The following is a 14,884-nucleotide window of genomic DNA, read 5'->3' as shown; positions in this document are numbered from 1 at the left end:
CCGCAGGGACATCGGGCGGGTGCGGTAACGCGGCAGCGGACGCGGCCCGAGCCCGCCATAGTCAGGCGTGAGTGGTTCGGCGCCTTCCGGGTGGGTGGTCATCTCGGCCTTGGCCTGGAGGACGTAGGCCAGGCCGCGGTCTTCCAGGCCACGGCGGAAGTCGGCGTTCGCACCGTAGCCGGTGTCCGCGACCAGCGCGGCGGGCCGCAGACCTGTCTCGTTGAGTTCGTCGAGCATGTCCAAAGCGAGCTGCCACTTGGGGCGGTGGTGTTCGGTGTCGGGGATCCGACAGCGTTCCCGCCGGCCGGCGGCCTCGGGACCGTCCTCGCCCAACTACAAGCCCGCCTACCGTCACACGACGACACCTGCACAGATCAACTCTGACAGTTATTCAGACACAGGCCCCGGGCCGGACCGAGAACTGTCAGATCGGTGTCTTCGCCGCCTACGCCACGACACGCGGTCACGCCCTGGTCGACCGCGAGCTCTATCTGCCCAGGTCCTGGACCGAAGACCGTGAGCGCTGCCGAGCGGCCCGGATCCCCGACGAGCGTGACTTCACCGCCAAGAACGACCTCGCCCGGGCCATGATCCTGCGAGCCCTGGACTCCCCGCTCGCCCTCTCCTGGGTCACCGCGGATTCCGCCTAAGGCGCCCGGCGGACTGTTCGAATGGTGGTGGCGGGGCGGGTGCCGAGAGGGACGCCTCTCGTGGACCAGTTCCGACGAGGACTCGTGTGAGACCGAGCGCCTCTCGGCGCCTCCCCGGCCACCACCGAAAAGCGCGCTGACTGTCGCGTGGATGCCGGACGAACGCCTGTGTCCAACCTGGTAGGCCGATGGCTCTTGGAAGAGCGGCGACGTCCGACGTCTTCGCCTCGGCCAGCTCGTGTCGTGGCGGGTTGCGTGGGCGCCGGACGGACGCCTATTACTTACCCGGCCTGGCGCCCGAATGTAGATCGTGCGGCGTCCAGAGTCCTCGCAAACCACCATGGCGAGGTGGTGGGTGTTGTCGCCCGTGGGCGCCGGACGGGTGCCCAACAGCATCCCGGCGATATCGCCCGTCTGGAGACAGGCGGCGTCCGACGCCTCCGGGGGGGGCAACACCGATTGCACGATCACTCGTTGGTGTTGGTGGTGCGAGCCGGTCGCACGGTGACCTCTTGATACGCCCGAGCCGTCTGAGCTCCCGCATATACCGAGGCCCGTGGGACGAGCTGGTGCCACGAAAAGCTACTGAGGTGGCGGACCGGTCAGCAAGGCTGAGTCCTGGGATTAGGTCGCTGCGTAGTCCCGCATGAGCTCGTGACCAGCACAAACAGCAACAAGGGGAGGGAATTTACCTTGATCTACTGCGGAATCGACTGGGCGGAACGCACGCACGACGTCGCCCTCGTCGACGACAGCGGCCAGCTGCTGGCCAAGCGGCACATCACCGACGACGCGGCCGGCTACAAGATCCTGCTCAACCTGCTCGCCGAGTACGGCGACACCGAGGAGGATCCGATCCCGGTCGCGATCGAGACGTCCCGCGGCCTGCTCGTGGCGGTGCTGCGGACCGGCAAACGGCGGGTGTTCGCGATCAACCCGATGGCCGCCGCCCGCTACCGCGACCGGACCTCCGTCTCGCGCAAGAAGTCCGCCCGGCGACGCCCTGGTCCTCGCCAACGTCCTGCGGACCGACATGCACGCTCACCGGACATTACCGAACGACAGCGAACTCGCCCGCGCGATCGCCGTTCTGGCCCGTGCGCAACAGGACGCGACCTGGAACCGTCAGCAGATCTCCAACCAGCTCCGCTCCCTGTTGCGCGAGTACTACCCAGCCGCTCTGGCAGCCTTCGAGCCGTGGCAGAACGGCCTCTGCCGCCCCGCGACACACGAACTCGTCAAGCTCGCGCCCACCCCCGCCCGGGCCGCACGGCTGACCCGCACCCAGCTCCAGGCCGCCCTGAAACGAGCCGGCCGCAAGCGCGGCATTGAAGCCGAAGCCGAGCGACTCCGGGAGGTCTTCCGCGCCGACTGGGCCGGATTCAGCGAGGTAACGCGCCGTGTATGCAGGCCAGCAGGGGCACGCGCTGGGTGTCAGAGGCGGGTGCCAAGATCTCCGGATGGCCGCCGAATCCTTCACCTTCCAGCAGCTCACCACGCCCAGTGACGTCACCCCCCAGCTCAGACGCGCCCTTGCCGAGTGCTGGACCGAGGTCACCAACGCAGGCGGCGCGGCTGGCTTCCCTTTCCCGCCTGTCGATGCCGCCACAGTGATTCCGGCCCTCGACCGCGTTATTGCTCTGCTTTCCCCAGACACCAGCCGGCTTCTTACGGCGACGATGGACGGGGAACTCGTGGGCTGGCTCAATGTCCGTCGCGACCCGTTCGAACTGATCGCACACTGGGGCACTCTCCATCACGTCCAGACCCGAACCGACGTACGCGGGCGCGGCATCGGCCGCGCCCTCATGCATGAAGTACGCAAGATCACCCGGGACGAGATGGGCCTGGAGCAGCTGCACCTCGCTGCCCGCGGCGACGCTGGCCTGGAAGACTTCTACGGGCGGCTCGGCTGGAAGGAAATCGGTCGGTGGCCAGGCGCCCTCCGGCTTGCCCCAGGCGACGATCGAGACGAGATCCTCCTGATCCTCGCCCCACTCTGAGGCAGTGCTCGGCTACGAACCGCTCGCCACCCTCCGGCAACCAAGACGCTCAGAGTGGCCAAGTGGAGCGCTCAGCCACATCATCGATGTGACCGAGCACTTGAGTTGGCACCATCCGCCGGATGACGTACTCAGTACGGGGTGGTGCTCAGGGGGCGCGGAAGTCCTTCGCGTCCGGGTACGTCACGTGGGTGCAGCCGCGCCGCTTCGTGATGTCGTCAACGTACGCGCGGAACAAGACCGACATCGTCTGGGGGCCGATCACGTTGTCATAGGTGTAGCTGGAGCTGAGGGTGTGCAGGGCGGGCTTGCCATCGCAGTTGGAGGAGGCCCACCACGCGCCGCTTGTGTGTCCGGCCGTTCCCGCTGTGATGATCTTGTCCTCGCCGCCGATGCCGTCGTATCCCACCGTGCGCGCCTCTACGCCGAAGTAGGAGACGGTGCGCAGCCACCAAGGTGAGTGAGTGAGCGCACTGCGTGCGTAATCGCGCTCGTCGTCGTGCAAGCCGTCGGCGATACGGCCCACCTGGTCGGGGCTGACCGCTAGAAGGCAGCTTTCGATGGGGTACGCGTCCCGGGCAGGCACCGTGAGGGCACGGTCGGGCAGCCGGCCTTGCCCTCGCTCCTTGATGTGTCGGGCAAACCAGCGGCATGAACCGTCCGCCGCCTGCGCGTGCGGAGGTCAGACGGTACGGACGCCAACTGGTGGTCAGGCAGGGCGGGCAGCTGGGTCTGGCAGCCGATCCGGTCGGTGAGCTCCTCGGCGGCCGAGCGGGCGATGTGGGCGAGGCGCTCACGGTCCGTTGCGGAGACGTCCTCGTAGTCGGCGCGGGCAGTAACGTTCAGCAGCTTCGGGGCCGTCGCGCGGCTGCCAAATCTGCCGGCACCGGTCCCTCCCGACAAGGCCGTGCGCGGCGGGGGCCGGGCAGTCAGCGCGCCGCAGTGCCCGGGTCGAGCAGGGCGGGCGGAGCGTCGTTCTTCTCGTGCGCGGCCAGATCGACACCGGGGGCGACGATGGTGTCGATCGCGCGTCGTGTACGTCGGCGGAGAGCGCGGTGTCGGCGGCGGCGAGCTGCAAGTGCAGCTGGTCCAGTGTGCGGGGCCCATGAGCGCGCTGGTCACGGCGGGGTGCGCGGTCACGAAGCCGAGTGCGAGCTGGATCATCGTCAGGCCGGCCTCGTCGGCGACCTCAGCCAGTTGCTCGACGGCATCGAGCCTGGCCCACATCCGCCCTGGTCAGAGGCCACTCCGCCGCAGCGGCAGGAGGCGCAGCGGCGGGTAAGCCGCCACGCGGTCCCGGCGAGTGCGGCCAGGGCGAGTGCGGCGGCGGGCAGCCAGCTCACCACGGCGGACGCACCGGCGCCCACGACGCCCGCGGCGATCAGCACCGGCAGCAAGCAGCACGCCACGCAGGCCAGCCCGGCCAGAGAGGCCAGCGCCTTCGGGGTGCGGCGCGGGGTCGGCTCAGCAGCAGCGTCCGGCATGTCGGTTCTCCTCGGCGAGGTCGGTGAACGGCAGGGGACAACAAGGACTTGCGGCGCACACGGTCAGGTCGTCACAGCCGGCGTCGACGGCGGTGACCAGGGCGGCGCGGATGGTGGTCAGGTCGGCGATCTTCGCGTCGACCTCGGCGAGCTTGGTCGCGGCTCGCTGCTGGAGCCCCGCGACGGGGCGGCCGTGCCGGTGGCGGCGGCCTCCAGGACCTCGGCGACCTCCTCCAGCGTGAACCCCAGGCGCTGGGCGGCCTTGATCACCCGCAGTACGGTCACCGCCTCCTCGCCGTAGAGGCGGTGGCCACCGGGGCTGCAGTCGGGCTCAGCAGGCCGCGCCGCTCGTAGTAGCGCAGGGTCTGGATGTTCACTCCAGCCGCGTCCGCGACCTGCCCGCTGCGCAGGCCGTCTTCGCTCACCGCAGGTCCCGGTCGGCGGACGTGGTGGCCCCCTCCTGGAGGGCGTCCAGCACGGCCTCGTGCGCCGCGTCGACCTCGACATCCACGCCGATCTCGTCCGGGGCGGCGGTGACGGTGAACGTGAAGAACGAGCAGCAGCCGCTCTCGCGGGCCAACAGGTCACGGACCCTCTCCTCCACGCCCGGCCCGCCTGTGAGCACCAGGTGCAGCTGCAGCCGGCCAGGCCGGGACACCTTGGTCAGCCGCTCGGCGAACAGCGCGTCGAACTCCGCGACCCTCAACGGCTGCTCGGTCGTGGGCAGTGTGCAGGACTGCGGTACCCAGGTCGTCATGGCAACCACTCCCGTCGTCGTGTCCCCACGCGGTTCGGGCAGGGACATCTCCGACGGTAAGCCCGTACCTGGGTACCGGTTGCAAGTGCCCATGCCAGGTCAGCCCAGCGGCCTTCGGCGGCCAAGCAGGGCGGCGGTACTGGCACCGCTGCCCAGACACGCAGTAGCCGATTCCGCCGCTCGCCAACTACCGGTCAAATCCGCCAACCATCAATCAACGTCACACCACACGCACTGAGCGTCTTGTGACTTAGCGCTGTACTTGGCCACTGAGCGTTTCAGTTGGCCGGGTCCGCACAGACGGTGCCCCGGGGGTGACCTCCGGTACGCCATGACGTCTACCGATCCAGTTGAGGCGGGGCCTCGGCCTGGCCGCGAGCGCGTCGGGAGAGAAATGCAGATGCTGGATCCCGGCCTGCGCAGGCAGTTCTCGGTATGTCGACCGACGTCAGCGGAATGATCGAGTGCCGACCGGGGGCTCGGGGCTGTGGGGTCCCGACGACGAGGACTCCGTGTGGGAAGCCGCCATCGATCTCTTCCTGCTCAACAGGGGCAACGCCTACGACGCCCTGGCCTGCCTCTTCGGAGTCCGCAACTCCTTCGGCTTCCGCCCACTGGCGGAAGGCCGCGGCTTAGTGGATAACGCCTCGGATGGGCTTCGAGGTGAGTTCGCCGCCTATGGCGGGCCGCACGACGTGCACGGGACCACCTGGCTGACCTGGGCTGAGCTGGACACCACGGACTGGCAGGAGACCGGCGCCTCTGGCACACGCAGCCGTGCCTCGACCGCAGGCACCGACACTGACTGGGGCCGGGTCTGGAGCGCCGTGCGCATCCTCAGCGAAGTCCACGAAGCCGAGAACGTACGCCTCGTCGTCTGGTTCCACTGACCTACGGCTGAGCACCTAGTTGGCCAAGCTCAGCTAGCGGAGCGCGATCTGGTGCTCGCCCTCGGTACTGGCGAAGGGGCCGTTGGGGCCCCGGAGTTCGGCTGGTTTTGCTGGCCCAGAGCGATCGCGTTGTGATCATGTCACCGGCCTGTGACAGCGTTGTCCTGAAACGAACACGCCGGGATCCCTTCGGCTCACAGCCCCCTCAAATTGATCAAGCAAGCACCGAGAAGCCGAAACAGGTGCGGCCTCAACCACTGATTACCAAGGGGATTTCATGTCCGGCAACCGTCGCAAGGCCTTCCTCGTCTCCGCAGCACTCGTGAGCGGCGCCCTGCTGATGACCGCGTGCCAGGACACGGACACGACCGCGGACACCGGCGCCGCGCAGGGTTCTTCGTCCGCCACTCCGGCCGGCAACGCGGCCACTCCGTCCGGCTCGTCGACCGCGGGCAGCGGCCAGGGCGCCGACAAGGGTTCCGACGCGACGGGCAAGGGAACCGAGGACGGGGCCGGCTCCGGCGCCGACACCGGCAACGGCGAGCGGGAGCCGGTCGGGCAGAGCTGCGGCGCCAACGACATCTCCTGGAGCACCAGGTCCGAGACCCAGGCCGGCGGGTACATCCTGATCATCGCGAAGGCGAAGTCGGGGATAACCTGTGAGCTGCCCGCCGCGCTTCCGACTGTGGCGTTCGGATCCGACGGCACCCAGGCGGGTCCCGCGGAGCAGGCCGTCGGCAAGCAGATCACGCTGAGTGGGAGCACCACTGCCTACGCCGGGGTGAACCCGAAGAGCACCGGCGGAAACGGTGGCAAGGAACTGGACAGCATCATCGTGGGCGTCGGGGACGACGACCCCAACCCGGTTTCCCTGCCGGTCGGCACCATCACTGTCGAGGACCCGATCGTCACCAACTGGCACACCGACCCGACGGACGCCGTTCCCTTCAGCTGAACGGACCCGCAGCTCGTGATCCATGCTTGAACGGCTCGGCGCAGGCAGCGGCCGGGCCCGGGTTCGGGCCTGGAGGCGGCGCCGCCAGTCGGACCGACCGATCCGATGGGCGGCGTCTGACAGCGGTAGCAGGCGAGTTCGCCAGGCGGGAGCGGGCCGGGTCTCGTTCCAGGGGATCGACGTCCGCGAGTCCGACGAGTACGCGGCCGGCCACGTCCCGGGACTACCCTGCCGCTCTCAGGCGGCCGTGCCACACCCATGCGCTCCTGCCCAGCGGTTTTTTGCGGCCGCAGGTTCCCGGGACGTGGGCACGCACCCGCAAGGGGGTCTCCAGGGGAACCGGGCCCTGGTAGCACATCGGCCCCAGAATTCACCAGGCAGACATCGAGAGGGGCACCCCCCGCGAACGGACGGATCAGGTCAGCCCCACTGCTCGTCCGCCAGGGAGCTGACCGGCTGCGGCTTGCCGATGACGGCCAGGGCGATGAAGAAGTTGATCTGGCCGATCGCAATGGTGAGGGTGGCCAGCGCCTTCTCGTCGTAGTGCTTCGCCACCTCGACATACAGCTCGTCGGAGACGCGCTCCTTGCCGTGCGGGGCGGGCTGGAGGGTGGCCTCCACCAAAGCGAGGGCAGCGCGCTCGGCGTCGGTGAAGTACGGGGCGTCCTGCCAGGAGGAGACGGCGGTGATGCGCTCCTCGGACTCCCCAGCCTTGCGCAGGAAGCCGGTGTTCAGGATGGTCAGGTAGGTGTTGCCAACGATCTGCCCGGCCCGCAGGTGGACGAGACTCATCGTGGTGCGCGGCACCGAGCGGTTGCCTGTGGCCCGGAAGAGGGCGGCACTGACGTCGTTCAGCTCGGGCACGAACTCGCCCGGGTTGGGCATCCGGGAGATGGAGGTGTTCGTCATGGCTGTTCTCCTTCGCATCGGCCTGGTTGGCGTCTTCACATCACTGACGGATGAGCGCACGAAGACGTGACAGCAATCCGGAAAGTTTCTTTTCCGGCGCGCTCCGGGCCTGGTGACAACCCTGTCCCCCGCCGTCTCAGGCCGCCGAGCCGCTGGACCCGGCCCCCTCCTCAGCCACCCCGAGGGCGGCCCCCCTACTCCGTCGGGGTGAACTCAGCGGCGGGTCATGTAGATGTGCAGGATGTCGCCCATGGGCTCTTCCGTGCCGTCCGGGTTCCGCCGAACGCTGTGGGCCGGTCCGGGTGCCCGATGACGACCTGCTCACAACTGTCCGCGAGGTCTTGGTTGCAGCTGATCACCCGACTGAGCTTGACCTCTTTCAGCTGCCCTGAGTTTCGTAGCGGCCGGTTTGTGTGGTTTCAGGCGGTGTTCGTGATTGCCTGGGATCGGTGGTGCTGGGCCTCGAATTCTTCGGGCGGGAGGTAGTCGAGGGCGGAGTGCCAGGCGTTCGGTGTTGTACCAGCCGACCCACTGGACAACGGCGCGTTCGGCCTGGTCAGCGTCTCGTCAGGGGCCGTGGTGCTCTATCAACTCTGCCTTGAAGGAGCCGTTGAGTGCCTCGGCCATGGCGTTGACGCTCCTATAGCTGTCGGCGACGGAGCCGACCGATGCGGTCGCGCCGGCCTCGATCAGCCGCTCGCCGTAGCGGATCGACACATATTGCGATCCGCGGTCGCTGTGATGAATCAGTCCCGAGCCCTTCTTGATTCCCCGCCGCTACAAGGCCATCTCCAGGGCGTCCAGCGGGAAATCGGTGCGCATGTGGGTGGCGAGCTGCCATCCGACGATCATTCGCGGGTACACGTCCAGGACGAAGGCGACGTAGACCCAGCCGGACCAGGTGCGGATGTAGGTGAGGTCGGCGACCCACAGCTGGTTGGGGCGGCGGGCTCTGAAGTGCCGGTTGACCAGGTCCGGTGGTCGTGGGGCGGTTGGTTCTGGGAAGGTGGTGCGGCGCCTCTGTCAGCGGATGACGCCTTCCAGGCCGTCCTCGCGCATCAGCCGCTCGATGGTGCAGCGGGCCGCATGCACGCCCTCACGCCGCAGCTGGCGGTGGACTCGGCGGGTTCCGTAGGTCTCGCCGGACGCGGCGTGGATCCGGCGGATGTGCTCAATGAGCTGTTCATCGAGCCGGCGGCGGGCAGACTTCGGGCGTCTGAGCGGGCGTTGCATGCCGAGACCGACAGGTCCAGTTCCCGGCAGACGGGCTCGACCCCGAAGTCGTCGCGGAGGTGGTTGATCACCGCGTCGGCCTCGTGCGGGGCTGGTCGAGCTCCTTGGCGAAAGACACGCTGGCGGCCTTCAGGATGTCGTTTGCCCGCCGCAACTCGGCGGACTCTTTGCGGAGTTGGACGAGCTCCGCAGAGGTGAGCAGATCGGGCAGGCTGCCCTGGTCGGCCTCGGCCTGGCGGACCCACAGGCGCAAGGCTTCCTTGGAATACCGAGGTCCCGGGCCACGTGGGCGACCGGACGGCCGGAGGTCTGTACTTCACGGACGGCTCGCTCACGGAGCTCGTCGGGACACTTCCGGGGTGCAGGCATCAGACCTGTGCTTCCCATCTGCCGAGGCAATCATGCCCGTCAGGGCCGCTACGGAATCCGGTTCAGCTCAGTAGGTCCTCGTTTCCGATGTCCCATAGCGTGACACTGACCAGCACCGGTGCTCGCGTCTCACGGGCGCTCCCCCGCGCGTTCGTCTACACTTCCGTGTCTCTTGCGAGCTCTGCGGCGGGAGTCTGGACGAACGGCAGAGAGCCGGCCGCGGCCATAAGTCCGGGTCAGTGACCGATCGAACCCCACCCGGCAGGTGCCAGACGCGGTGCCGGACCTGTGCACGGGCACCAGCCGGTTCCCGGCGGACGGGCTGGAGTTACGTGAGCGGGGCTGCCTTCGCGTCCCAGTCGATGTGGTGGTCAAACTGCCAGGCCATCTTCTCCGGGTTGATCAGCTTCATGGTCGCCGGCATCACGAGGTCGCGCAGTAGACGGCCGACCGGGCCCGCGGTCTTGTTGCTGTTCGTGCGGGCGCCGAGCTTGATGATGCGTTCGACGCGGGGGCGGCGCAGTTGTTCGTACGTCGCGAAAGCCTGGTTGTAGGGCAGGTCCCTCAGGCAGCGCGCCAGTTCGACGGCGCTTTCGGCTCCGATGGAGGCGCCCTGCCCGGAGCTGGACGAGGCGGCGTGGGCCGCGTCGCCGATCAGGGTCATGCGGCCGCGGGTCCAAGTGGCGACCCTCGGCATGTTCTCCATCGGGCCGGTGATGAGGAGCTGGGCGGCGTCGGTACGGCTGATCATCTCGAGGGCCGGGGTGCGGTCGTCGGCGAAGGCGGTCAGCAGGGTGCGCATCCACTCGTTCGCGCCGATCGCCTGGGCCTCGGCGACTGTCATCGGGGCGCGGTGGGGCAGGTTCACGAACCACACCGCCGAAGAGTCGTCGAAGACCTGGTATCCGAAGAATGCGCGCTTGCCGAAGCACATGTACATGACGCCGTTGGTGGAGGGCATCCCTGATTGGTGCATCCGCGTTCCGAAGCAGACCAGGCCGGCGTAGTTCGGCTCTGGTGCAGCCGGGTCGATCAGGGGGCGGACCGTGGAGCGGATGCCGTCGGCGCCGATGAGGATATCGGCGTTCGCCTGCGTACCGTCCGCGAAGTGCGCGGTGACGCCGGAGCCGGTGTCCGTCGTGCCGGTCAGCCGCTTCCCGTGGTGGATGGGGACGGAGCGGCGTTCCGCCTCGTCGTAGAGCGCACGGTAGAGATCAGCGCGCCAGACGAACTGCAGGGACGGGAGGCGGGAGGGCGGGGCGAACTGCGCGAGGTGCTTACCCGTCCAGCTCTGTAGCCCCATGGCGGTGACCGGGGTGCCGATGGCGCGGACGATGTCGCCCGCGCCGATCGCGTCGAGGGCGTTCTGGCCGTTCGGGGCGATGGTCATGCCGCCGCCGGCCCCATCGGCCGTGGAGTCGTACGCCTCGTAGACAGCGGCCTCGATACCTGCCTGACGCAGGGCCATCGCGGCGACCGGGCCTGCGATCCCGCCACCGATGACGAGCGCGGTGCGGGCTTTGCCGATGCGGGTCATGACTGGTGCCCCCTCGCGGGGTCGTCGATCGTCGGTACGCCGCCGGCCTTGTGTGCGCGGAGCACATCCTGCACGTACGCACGGGAGAACATCGCCGACAGGATCGCGATGCCACCGCGGTGGATGCGTATCTCGCTGTTCGTCGCAGAGCCGGACAGATGGATACGGCGGCCGGCCGCCTTGTCGCGGGTGGATGAGGACTGGGAGTCCTTGATCTTGCCGCGGGCGGTCCACCTCAGGTTCCAGTGGTCGATGGCGGTGCCGTCGTCGACAAGCAGCTTGACCACGGCCCGGTCCATGTCGAGGTGAATCTCGACTTCGTCGGGGAGGTCGGGGGAACGGAGGTCGAGGACGGCAGCGCCATGGCGGGCCGTGACCTCGAAGTGGCCGGCCTCGGTCCAGTTGCCCAGGTGCTTGACGAGGCCGTGGTCGGAGTGGATGCGCTCGGTGAGGGACATCTCGGCGGTTCCTCTCTGGGTGGTGTCGCGTTGACGATTCAATAGTTGCACTGAAACTAGTCTCTCGTCAACTAGTTGTTCCGGGGCTAAAATCGAGTCCATGACCACATCTGCTCCCCGCAGCTCCCCCCTCGCCCTGACCGTTCTGGCTTTGCTGCACTACAAGCCGCTGCACCCGTACGGCATCCAGCGGCTGGTCAAGGACTGGGGCAAGGAACAGGTCGTCAACGTCAGGCAGCGTGCGAGCCTCTACCGCACGATCGAGCGACTCAATGGCGACGGGCTGATCGCGGTCCGCGAGACCGGGCGCGATCAGCAGTACCCCGAGCGGACCGTGTACGAAGTCACTGACGCGGGGCGCGAGATCGCCCGCGCCTGGCTGGAGGAGATGCTCTCCACACCCAAGCAGGAGTTCCCGGAGTTCCCGGCCGCCCTCTCGAATCTGCTGCTGCTCACGCCCGAAGAGATGGCAGACGTACTGGAGCGGCGGGCCGACACCCTCGCGGAGAAGCTCGACGGACTGGAAGCGGCCATGGCCGCAGAGGCGGATCAGGGGCTGCCGCGCATCACCCGCCTGGAGACCGAGTACCTGCAGGCCGTGACCGCCGCGGAGCTGGAGTGGGTGCGCGCGGTGGTCGAAGACCTGCGAGCCGGCAGCCTCTCGTCGTCGAAGGAGCAGCTGGACACCCTGGCGGCGGGACCGGTGCAACAGTGAGCCCGCCCCGGGCGCGTCCGGGGCGGGCTGAAGCGTTGCGCTCTCGCGGGGTCAAACCCCAGCCGTTCGTCTCACTTCTGTGTCCTTTGGGCCGGGCCAGCGACATTGCCTGTGAGAAAAGGACACAGAAAATACGAACCTACAGGTGTCGCCCTTGATGTGGCGGGCCGGATTGTGTCCTTCATCGAGCCACTGCACTGCCCAGAGGACGGGTTGGGTGCCCTCGTGCTTGACCATCCCGGGTGAGACGCCGAGGCGGAACGTGCCCGGTGCCGGTTTCCCGTCGGGGGTACGTGGCAGGACGTCCAGCGGCGAGGGGCCTTCGGAGAGGTAGACGGCGCAGTCGCAGAGGAGCGCGATCGGGATCAGTGAGTCCTGGCCCAGTGTCAGATGTCCGACGGGTGCGGAGGCGCTCTGGGTGGCGAGCGCTGTCTTGAGGAGCTTGCGGTGCATGTTGACGCGAGCGGCGGAGATGACGGCGGCGCGGATGTCGGGTCGCCAAGTCGGGCGTTCCAGTGCGGGCCAGGGTTCGCCGTATCTGTACCGGGCGCCCTGGGGGCGTTCGCGGAGCTTGCCGATGCCGCCCTTGACGGTGCTTTTGATCTCGGACAGTACGGCTGCCATGCCGGGGTCGCGCTGTTTGTGGGTCTCCATCGCGGTCAGGAATTCGGCCTCGGTCAGGGTGGAGGTGACTCCGAGGTCGGCCATTTGGTGATTTTGTACGCCTGGCTGAGGTGTTTGTACCAGGGGTCCAGGTAGGGGCCGCCGGACTCCGTGCGGATCCCGGTCCAGGTAGGGGCCGGACTCCGTGCGGATCCATGCTTCCTGGGGCCTGATCGACACGGTGCGTCCGGAGGTGCCTCGCCCCGCCGCCGCAGTCCTCAATCGCCTTTCGCACCGGGCGGCCGAGGGCTAGTGTCCGGGTGCAGCGAGTCACCCATGAGGAGCTAAGACATGGTCGGTTTCCGAGCGCGCGTTGACGTTGTAGGCCGTGACCGGCCTGTCATCGCGTGCTGCCTTTGATGTTGCGGCATAGCGAGCCTTCCCCTGCCTGAACCGTCGGTGCACCTTTCGTGTGCTCGGTGGCGGGCCTCGTTGTCGGCAACACAAGGGATTCCCGTGCCGTCCGCTTCCTCCGCTGTATCCGATTCCGGTCGACCTGTTCCGTCAAGCCTGTGGCGGGACGCCGACTTCCGCAGACTCTGGATGGGTCAGACAGCCTCCCAACTCGGCGAACACGCAAGTCTGGTGGTTCTGCCGCTCTTCGCCATCCTGACGCTCCACGCCAGTGCCGGCCAGCTGGGTGTCCTCCGCGCGGTGGGGCAGGCGCCGATCCTGCTGCTCTCGCTCTTCGTCGGTGCGTGGGTGGACGGGTGGCGGACCCGCACGACGATGGTGCTCACGGACGTCGGTCGGGCCTTGGCCCTGGGCGCCGCCGCCGTGGCCGGCCTCTTCGGCTGGCTCGGCCTGCCCGCGCTACTTGCGCTTGCCTTCGCCGTCGGGGCCCTGTCCGTGTTCTTCGACGTGGCATACCAGGCGTCTCTCGTACGGCTGGTGAAACGTGATCAGCTGGTGCGAGGCAACAGCGCACTTGAGGGCAGCCGGTCCGCGGCGCAGATCGGCGGTCCCGCTCTCGGCGGTGCGTTGGTGTCCCTGCTGTCGGCGCCAATCGCTGCCGCCTCCAGCGCGCTGTTTTTCGCGCTGTCGTTCCTGTCGATCCGGAGGATCCGCCGGATCGAATCGATCCCGGAGCGCTCGGAACGTCCCCCTCGGGTCTGGCAGCGAATTCATGAGGGCCTGCGTTTCGTCGTCGGCGATACCGCGCTTCGGACCGTGTGCCTGGCCTCGGCCGCCTTCCAGTTCTCCTTCGCGGCGATGATGACCGTCTACCTGCTCTTCCTGCCGCGGGAACTGCACCTGTCAGGCACCGTCGTCGGGCTGGCACTCGCCGCGGCGGGACCGGGCGCGCTCCTGGGTTCGCTGCTGGCCGCCCGCCTGCCGAACCGGTTCGGTTATGGCGCGGTACTCGTGTCCGCGGCGGCACTCGGAGACGGCGTGTTCCTGTGTGCGCCTGCGCTGCACGGTTCCTCTGCGGTGACGGTTGCCGCGCTCCTTGCGGTCAGCTTCGTGTTCGGGACCGGCGGCCAATTGGTGAATGTCACGGTCATGGCCGTCCGGCAGGCCGTCACTCCGGACGGGATGCAGGGCCGCGCGGCCGCGACGATCACGTTTGTCGGCATGGGGCTGACCCCGCTCGGCTCTCTGCTCGGCGGATTTCTCGCGGAGGAGTGGGGGTTGCGCACCAGCCTCCTGGTGACGGCCGCAGGCATGATGCTGTCGCCAGCGGTGATGGCTCTGTCCCCGCTCGCACGCCTGGGACGGGAGCTTCCGGCCTCGCAGGACACGTCGCCGACGGCCAGCCGCCCTGAAGTCCACGAGTCGGTCCTCCGCAAGACGAGCAGCCGTCCACCAGGTGACGTCGAGTGACATCAAGACCTGCTCACATTGATCATGGATTCGGCGTTCACATGACTCTCGGAGCCACCGCTGACCTAAGGGACACGGCAGGTAGGCAGAAACAACCCTGGGCCTGGAGCACCTCGTACCAGTGCAGCGCCACGTCGCGGTCGTCCGTGGACGGCACGGGCTGGATCGGGGGGGCCGATCTCCGCCAACAGCTCCAGCAGCAGCGCCCGCCGCTCCGTGTACGGGCGGTCGGTGACGGTGTCGGCCGTCGGGTGCATGAGCACGTCCCAGACCCAAGCGCGCGGGTCGCAGAATCCTGGAGGCTCGGGTGGGCGAACCTGCACGCGGGCGCGAGCCGGCCATCCGTCCCTGTGTAGGTTCGGGCGGGCCGGAGTGGCCGGGCTCGGCCTTCGAGTTGAGGAGAAGGTTTACGTCGCGGGTTGACGACCTACCGCGTC

Annotated in this window: 12 protein-coding genes and 6 pseudogenes; 7 read left to right on the top strand and 11 right to left on the bottom strand. The window is 68.2% G+C overall.

Translation table 11 applies throughout. The features are described from left to right. The coding region (locus ACFT7S_RS17720; protein WP_382732561.1) for a transposase at positions 1 to 333 on the bottom strand (333 nt) is incomplete at its 3' end. A gap of 74 nt (positions 334 to 407) precedes the next feature. On the opposite strand from ACFT7S_RS17720, the pseudogene ACFT7S_RS17715 reads away from it, so the two are divergent. The 3 genes and pseudogenes from ACFT7S_RS17715 to ACFT7S_RS17705 all read left to right on the top strand — a co-directional run. Beyond that, a pseudogene (locus ACFT7S_RS17715) lies at positions 408 to 647 on the top strand (transposase); the annotation flags it as partial. 696 nt (positions 648 to 1,343) lie between these two features. Next, positions 1,344 to 2,028: pseudogene (locus ACFT7S_RS17710) on the top strand (IS110 family transposase); the annotation flags it as partial. An 82-nt stretch (positions 2,029 to 2,110) separates the two neighbouring features. Next, the gene (locus ACFT7S_RS17705; RefSeq protein WP_382732559.1) at positions 2,111 to 2,653 is read left to right on the top strand and encodes a GNAT family N-acetyltransferase; all 543 of its coding nucleotides are present in this window, start codon (positions 2,111 to 2,113) and stop codon (positions 2,651 to 2,653) included. Between the two features lie 148 nt (positions 2,654 to 2,801). Here ACFT7S_RS17705 and ACFT7S_RS17700 read toward each other — a convergent pair whose 3' ends face one another. From ACFT7S_RS17700 to ACFT7S_RS17680, 5 genes and pseudogenes are all read right to left on the bottom strand, one after another. Beyond that, positions 2,802 to 3,179 carry a hypothetical protein gene (locus ACFT7S_RS17700; protein WP_382732558.1) on the bottom strand — a complete coding sequence of 126 codons (378 nt, stop codon included), beginning with the start codon at positions 3,177 to 3,179 and terminating at the stop codon, positions 2,802 to 2,804. A gap of 403 nt (positions 3,180 to 3,582) precedes the next feature. Further along, positions 3,583 to 3,874: pseudogene (locus ACFT7S_RS17695) on the bottom strand (aldo/keto reductase); the annotation flags it as partial. Further along, positions 3,820 to 4,137 carry a hypothetical protein gene (locus ACFT7S_RS17690; protein WP_382732556.1) on the bottom strand — a complete coding sequence of 106 codons (318 nt, stop codon included), beginning with the start codon at positions 4,135 to 4,137 and terminating at the stop codon, positions 3,820 to 3,822. The pseudogene ACFT7S_RS17695 and the gene ACFT7S_RS17690, both read right to left, overlap by 55 nt. A gap of 117 nt (positions 4,138 to 4,254) precedes the next feature. Next, a pseudogene (locus tag ACFT7S_RS17685) lies at positions 4,255 to 4,644 on the bottom strand (MerR family transcriptional regulator); the annotation flags it as partial. Then, a complete protein-coding gene (locus tag ACFT7S_RS17680) occupies positions 4,559 to 4,894 on the bottom strand; it encodes a hypothetical protein (RefSeq protein WP_382732554.1) in 336 nt (111 codons plus the stop codon). The pseudogene ACFT7S_RS17685 and the gene ACFT7S_RS17680, both read right to left, overlap by 86 nt. Before the next feature lie 464 nt (positions 4,895 to 5,358). Here ACFT7S_RS17680 and ACFT7S_RS17675 point away from each other — a divergent pair, with 464 nt between their 5' ends. Together ACFT7S_RS17675 and ACFT7S_RS17670 are read left to right on the top strand one after the other, a co-directional pair. Then, on the top strand, positions 5,359 to 5,784 hold the full coding sequence (locus tag ACFT7S_RS17675) for a hypothetical protein (RefSeq protein WP_382732552.1): 426 nt from the start codon (positions 5,359 to 5,361) through the stop codon (positions 5,782 to 5,784). Between the two features lie 277 nt (positions 5,785 to 6,061). Further along, positions 6,062 to 6,739, top strand: a complete 678-nt coding sequence (locus tag ACFT7S_RS17670; RefSeq protein ID WP_382732550.1) for a DUF4232 domain-containing protein — start codon at positions 6,062 to 6,064, stop codon at positions 6,737 to 6,739. A gap of 420 nt (positions 6,740 to 7,159) precedes the next feature. Here the strand turns inward: ACFT7S_RS17670 and ACFT7S_RS17665 are convergent, their stop codons facing one another. The 4 genes and pseudogenes from ACFT7S_RS17665 to ACFT7S_RS17650 form a co-directional block, all read right to left on the bottom strand. After that, complete coding sequence (locus tag ACFT7S_RS17665) at positions 7,160 to 7,648, bottom strand: carboxymuconolactone decarboxylase family protein (RefSeq protein WP_382732548.1); 489 nt, start codon at positions 7,646 to 7,648, stop codon at positions 7,160 to 7,162. Positions 7,649 to 8,067: 419 nt separating this feature from the next. Beyond that, positions 8,068 to 9,250, bottom strand: a pseudogene (locus ACFT7S_RS17660) (IS3 family transposase). 328 nt (positions 9,251 to 9,578) lie between these two features. Then, positions 9,579 to 10,787 carry an FAD-dependent oxidoreductase gene (locus ACFT7S_RS17655; protein WP_382732546.1) on the bottom strand — a complete coding sequence of 403 codons (1,209 nt, stop codon included), beginning with the start codon at positions 10,785 to 10,787 and terminating at the stop codon, positions 9,579 to 9,581. Continuing rightward, entirely contained in the window at positions 10,784 to 11,245 is a 462-nt protein-coding gene (locus tag ACFT7S_RS17650; RefSeq protein WP_382732544.1) for a hypothetical protein, read from the bottom strand. Before ACFT7S_RS17650 ends, ACFT7S_RS17655 begins: the two co-directional genes overlap by 4 nt. 100 nt (positions 11,246 to 11,345) lie before the next feature. Between ACFT7S_RS17650 and ACFT7S_RS17645 the strand changes: the two genes are divergently transcribed. Further along, positions 11,346 to 11,960, top strand: a complete 615-nt coding sequence (locus ACFT7S_RS17645; protein WP_382732542.1) for a helix-turn-helix transcriptional regulator — start codon at positions 11,346 to 11,348, stop codon at positions 11,958 to 11,960. A 150-nt stretch (positions 11,961 to 12,110) separates the two neighbouring features. Here the strand turns inward: ACFT7S_RS17645 and ACFT7S_RS17640 are convergent. Next, positions 12,111 to 12,760: pseudogene (locus tag ACFT7S_RS17640) on the bottom strand (transcriptional regulator); the annotation flags it as partial. A 319-nt stretch (positions 12,761 to 13,079) separates the two neighbouring features. Here ACFT7S_RS17640 and ACFT7S_RS17635 point away from each other — a divergent pair. Continuing rightward, positions 13,080 to 14,447: an MFS transporter gene (locus ACFT7S_RS17635; protein WP_382732540.1), complete on the top strand. Its 1,368-nt coding sequence runs from the start codon at positions 13,080 to 13,082 to the stop codon at positions 14,445 to 14,447. Positions 14,448 to 14,884 lie beyond the last annotated feature (437 nt).

The organism is Streptomyces sp. NPDC057136, assembly GCF_042670885.1.
Taxonomy (GTDB): Bacteria; Actinomycetota; Actinomycetes; order Streptomycetales; family Streptomycetaceae; genus Streptomyces.
The sequence above is the reverse complement of the archived record's forward strand: the minus strand, read 5'-3'. Positions and strand labels throughout refer to the sequence as shown.

Coding starts and splice junctions, on each gene's coding strand:
- ACFT7S_RS17670 (WP_382732550.1), top strand. CDS start 6,062: ATGTCCGGCAACCGTCGCAAGGCCTTCCTCGTCTCCGCAGCACTCGTG.
- ACFT7S_RS17645 (WP_382732542.1), top strand. CDS start 11,346: ATGACCACATCTGCTCCCCGCAGCTCCCCCCTCGCCCTGACCGTTCTG.
- ACFT7S_RS17690 (WP_382732556.1), bottom strand. CDS start 4,137: ATGCCGGACGCTGCTGCTGAGCCGACCCCGCGCCGCACCCCGAAGGCG.
- ACFT7S_RS17680 (WP_382732554.1), bottom strand. CDS start 4,894: ATGACGACCTGGGTACCGCAGTCCTGCACACTGCCCACGACCGAGCAG.
- ACFT7S_RS17665 (WP_382732548.1), bottom strand. CDS start 7,648: ATGACGAACACCTCCATCTCCCGGATGCCCAACCCGGGCGAGTTCGTG.
- ACFT7S_RS17655 (WP_382732546.1), bottom strand. CDS start 10,787: ATGACCCGCATCGGCAAAGCCCGCACCGCGCTCGTCATCGGTGGCGGG.
- ACFT7S_RS17650 (WP_382732544.1), bottom strand. CDS start 11,245: ATGTCCCTCACCGAGCGCATCCACTCCGACCACGGCCTCGTCAAGCAC.
- ACFT7S_RS17705 (WP_382732559.1), top strand. CDS start 2,111: ATGGCCGCCGAATCCTTCACCTTCCAGCAGCTCACCACGCCCAGTGAC.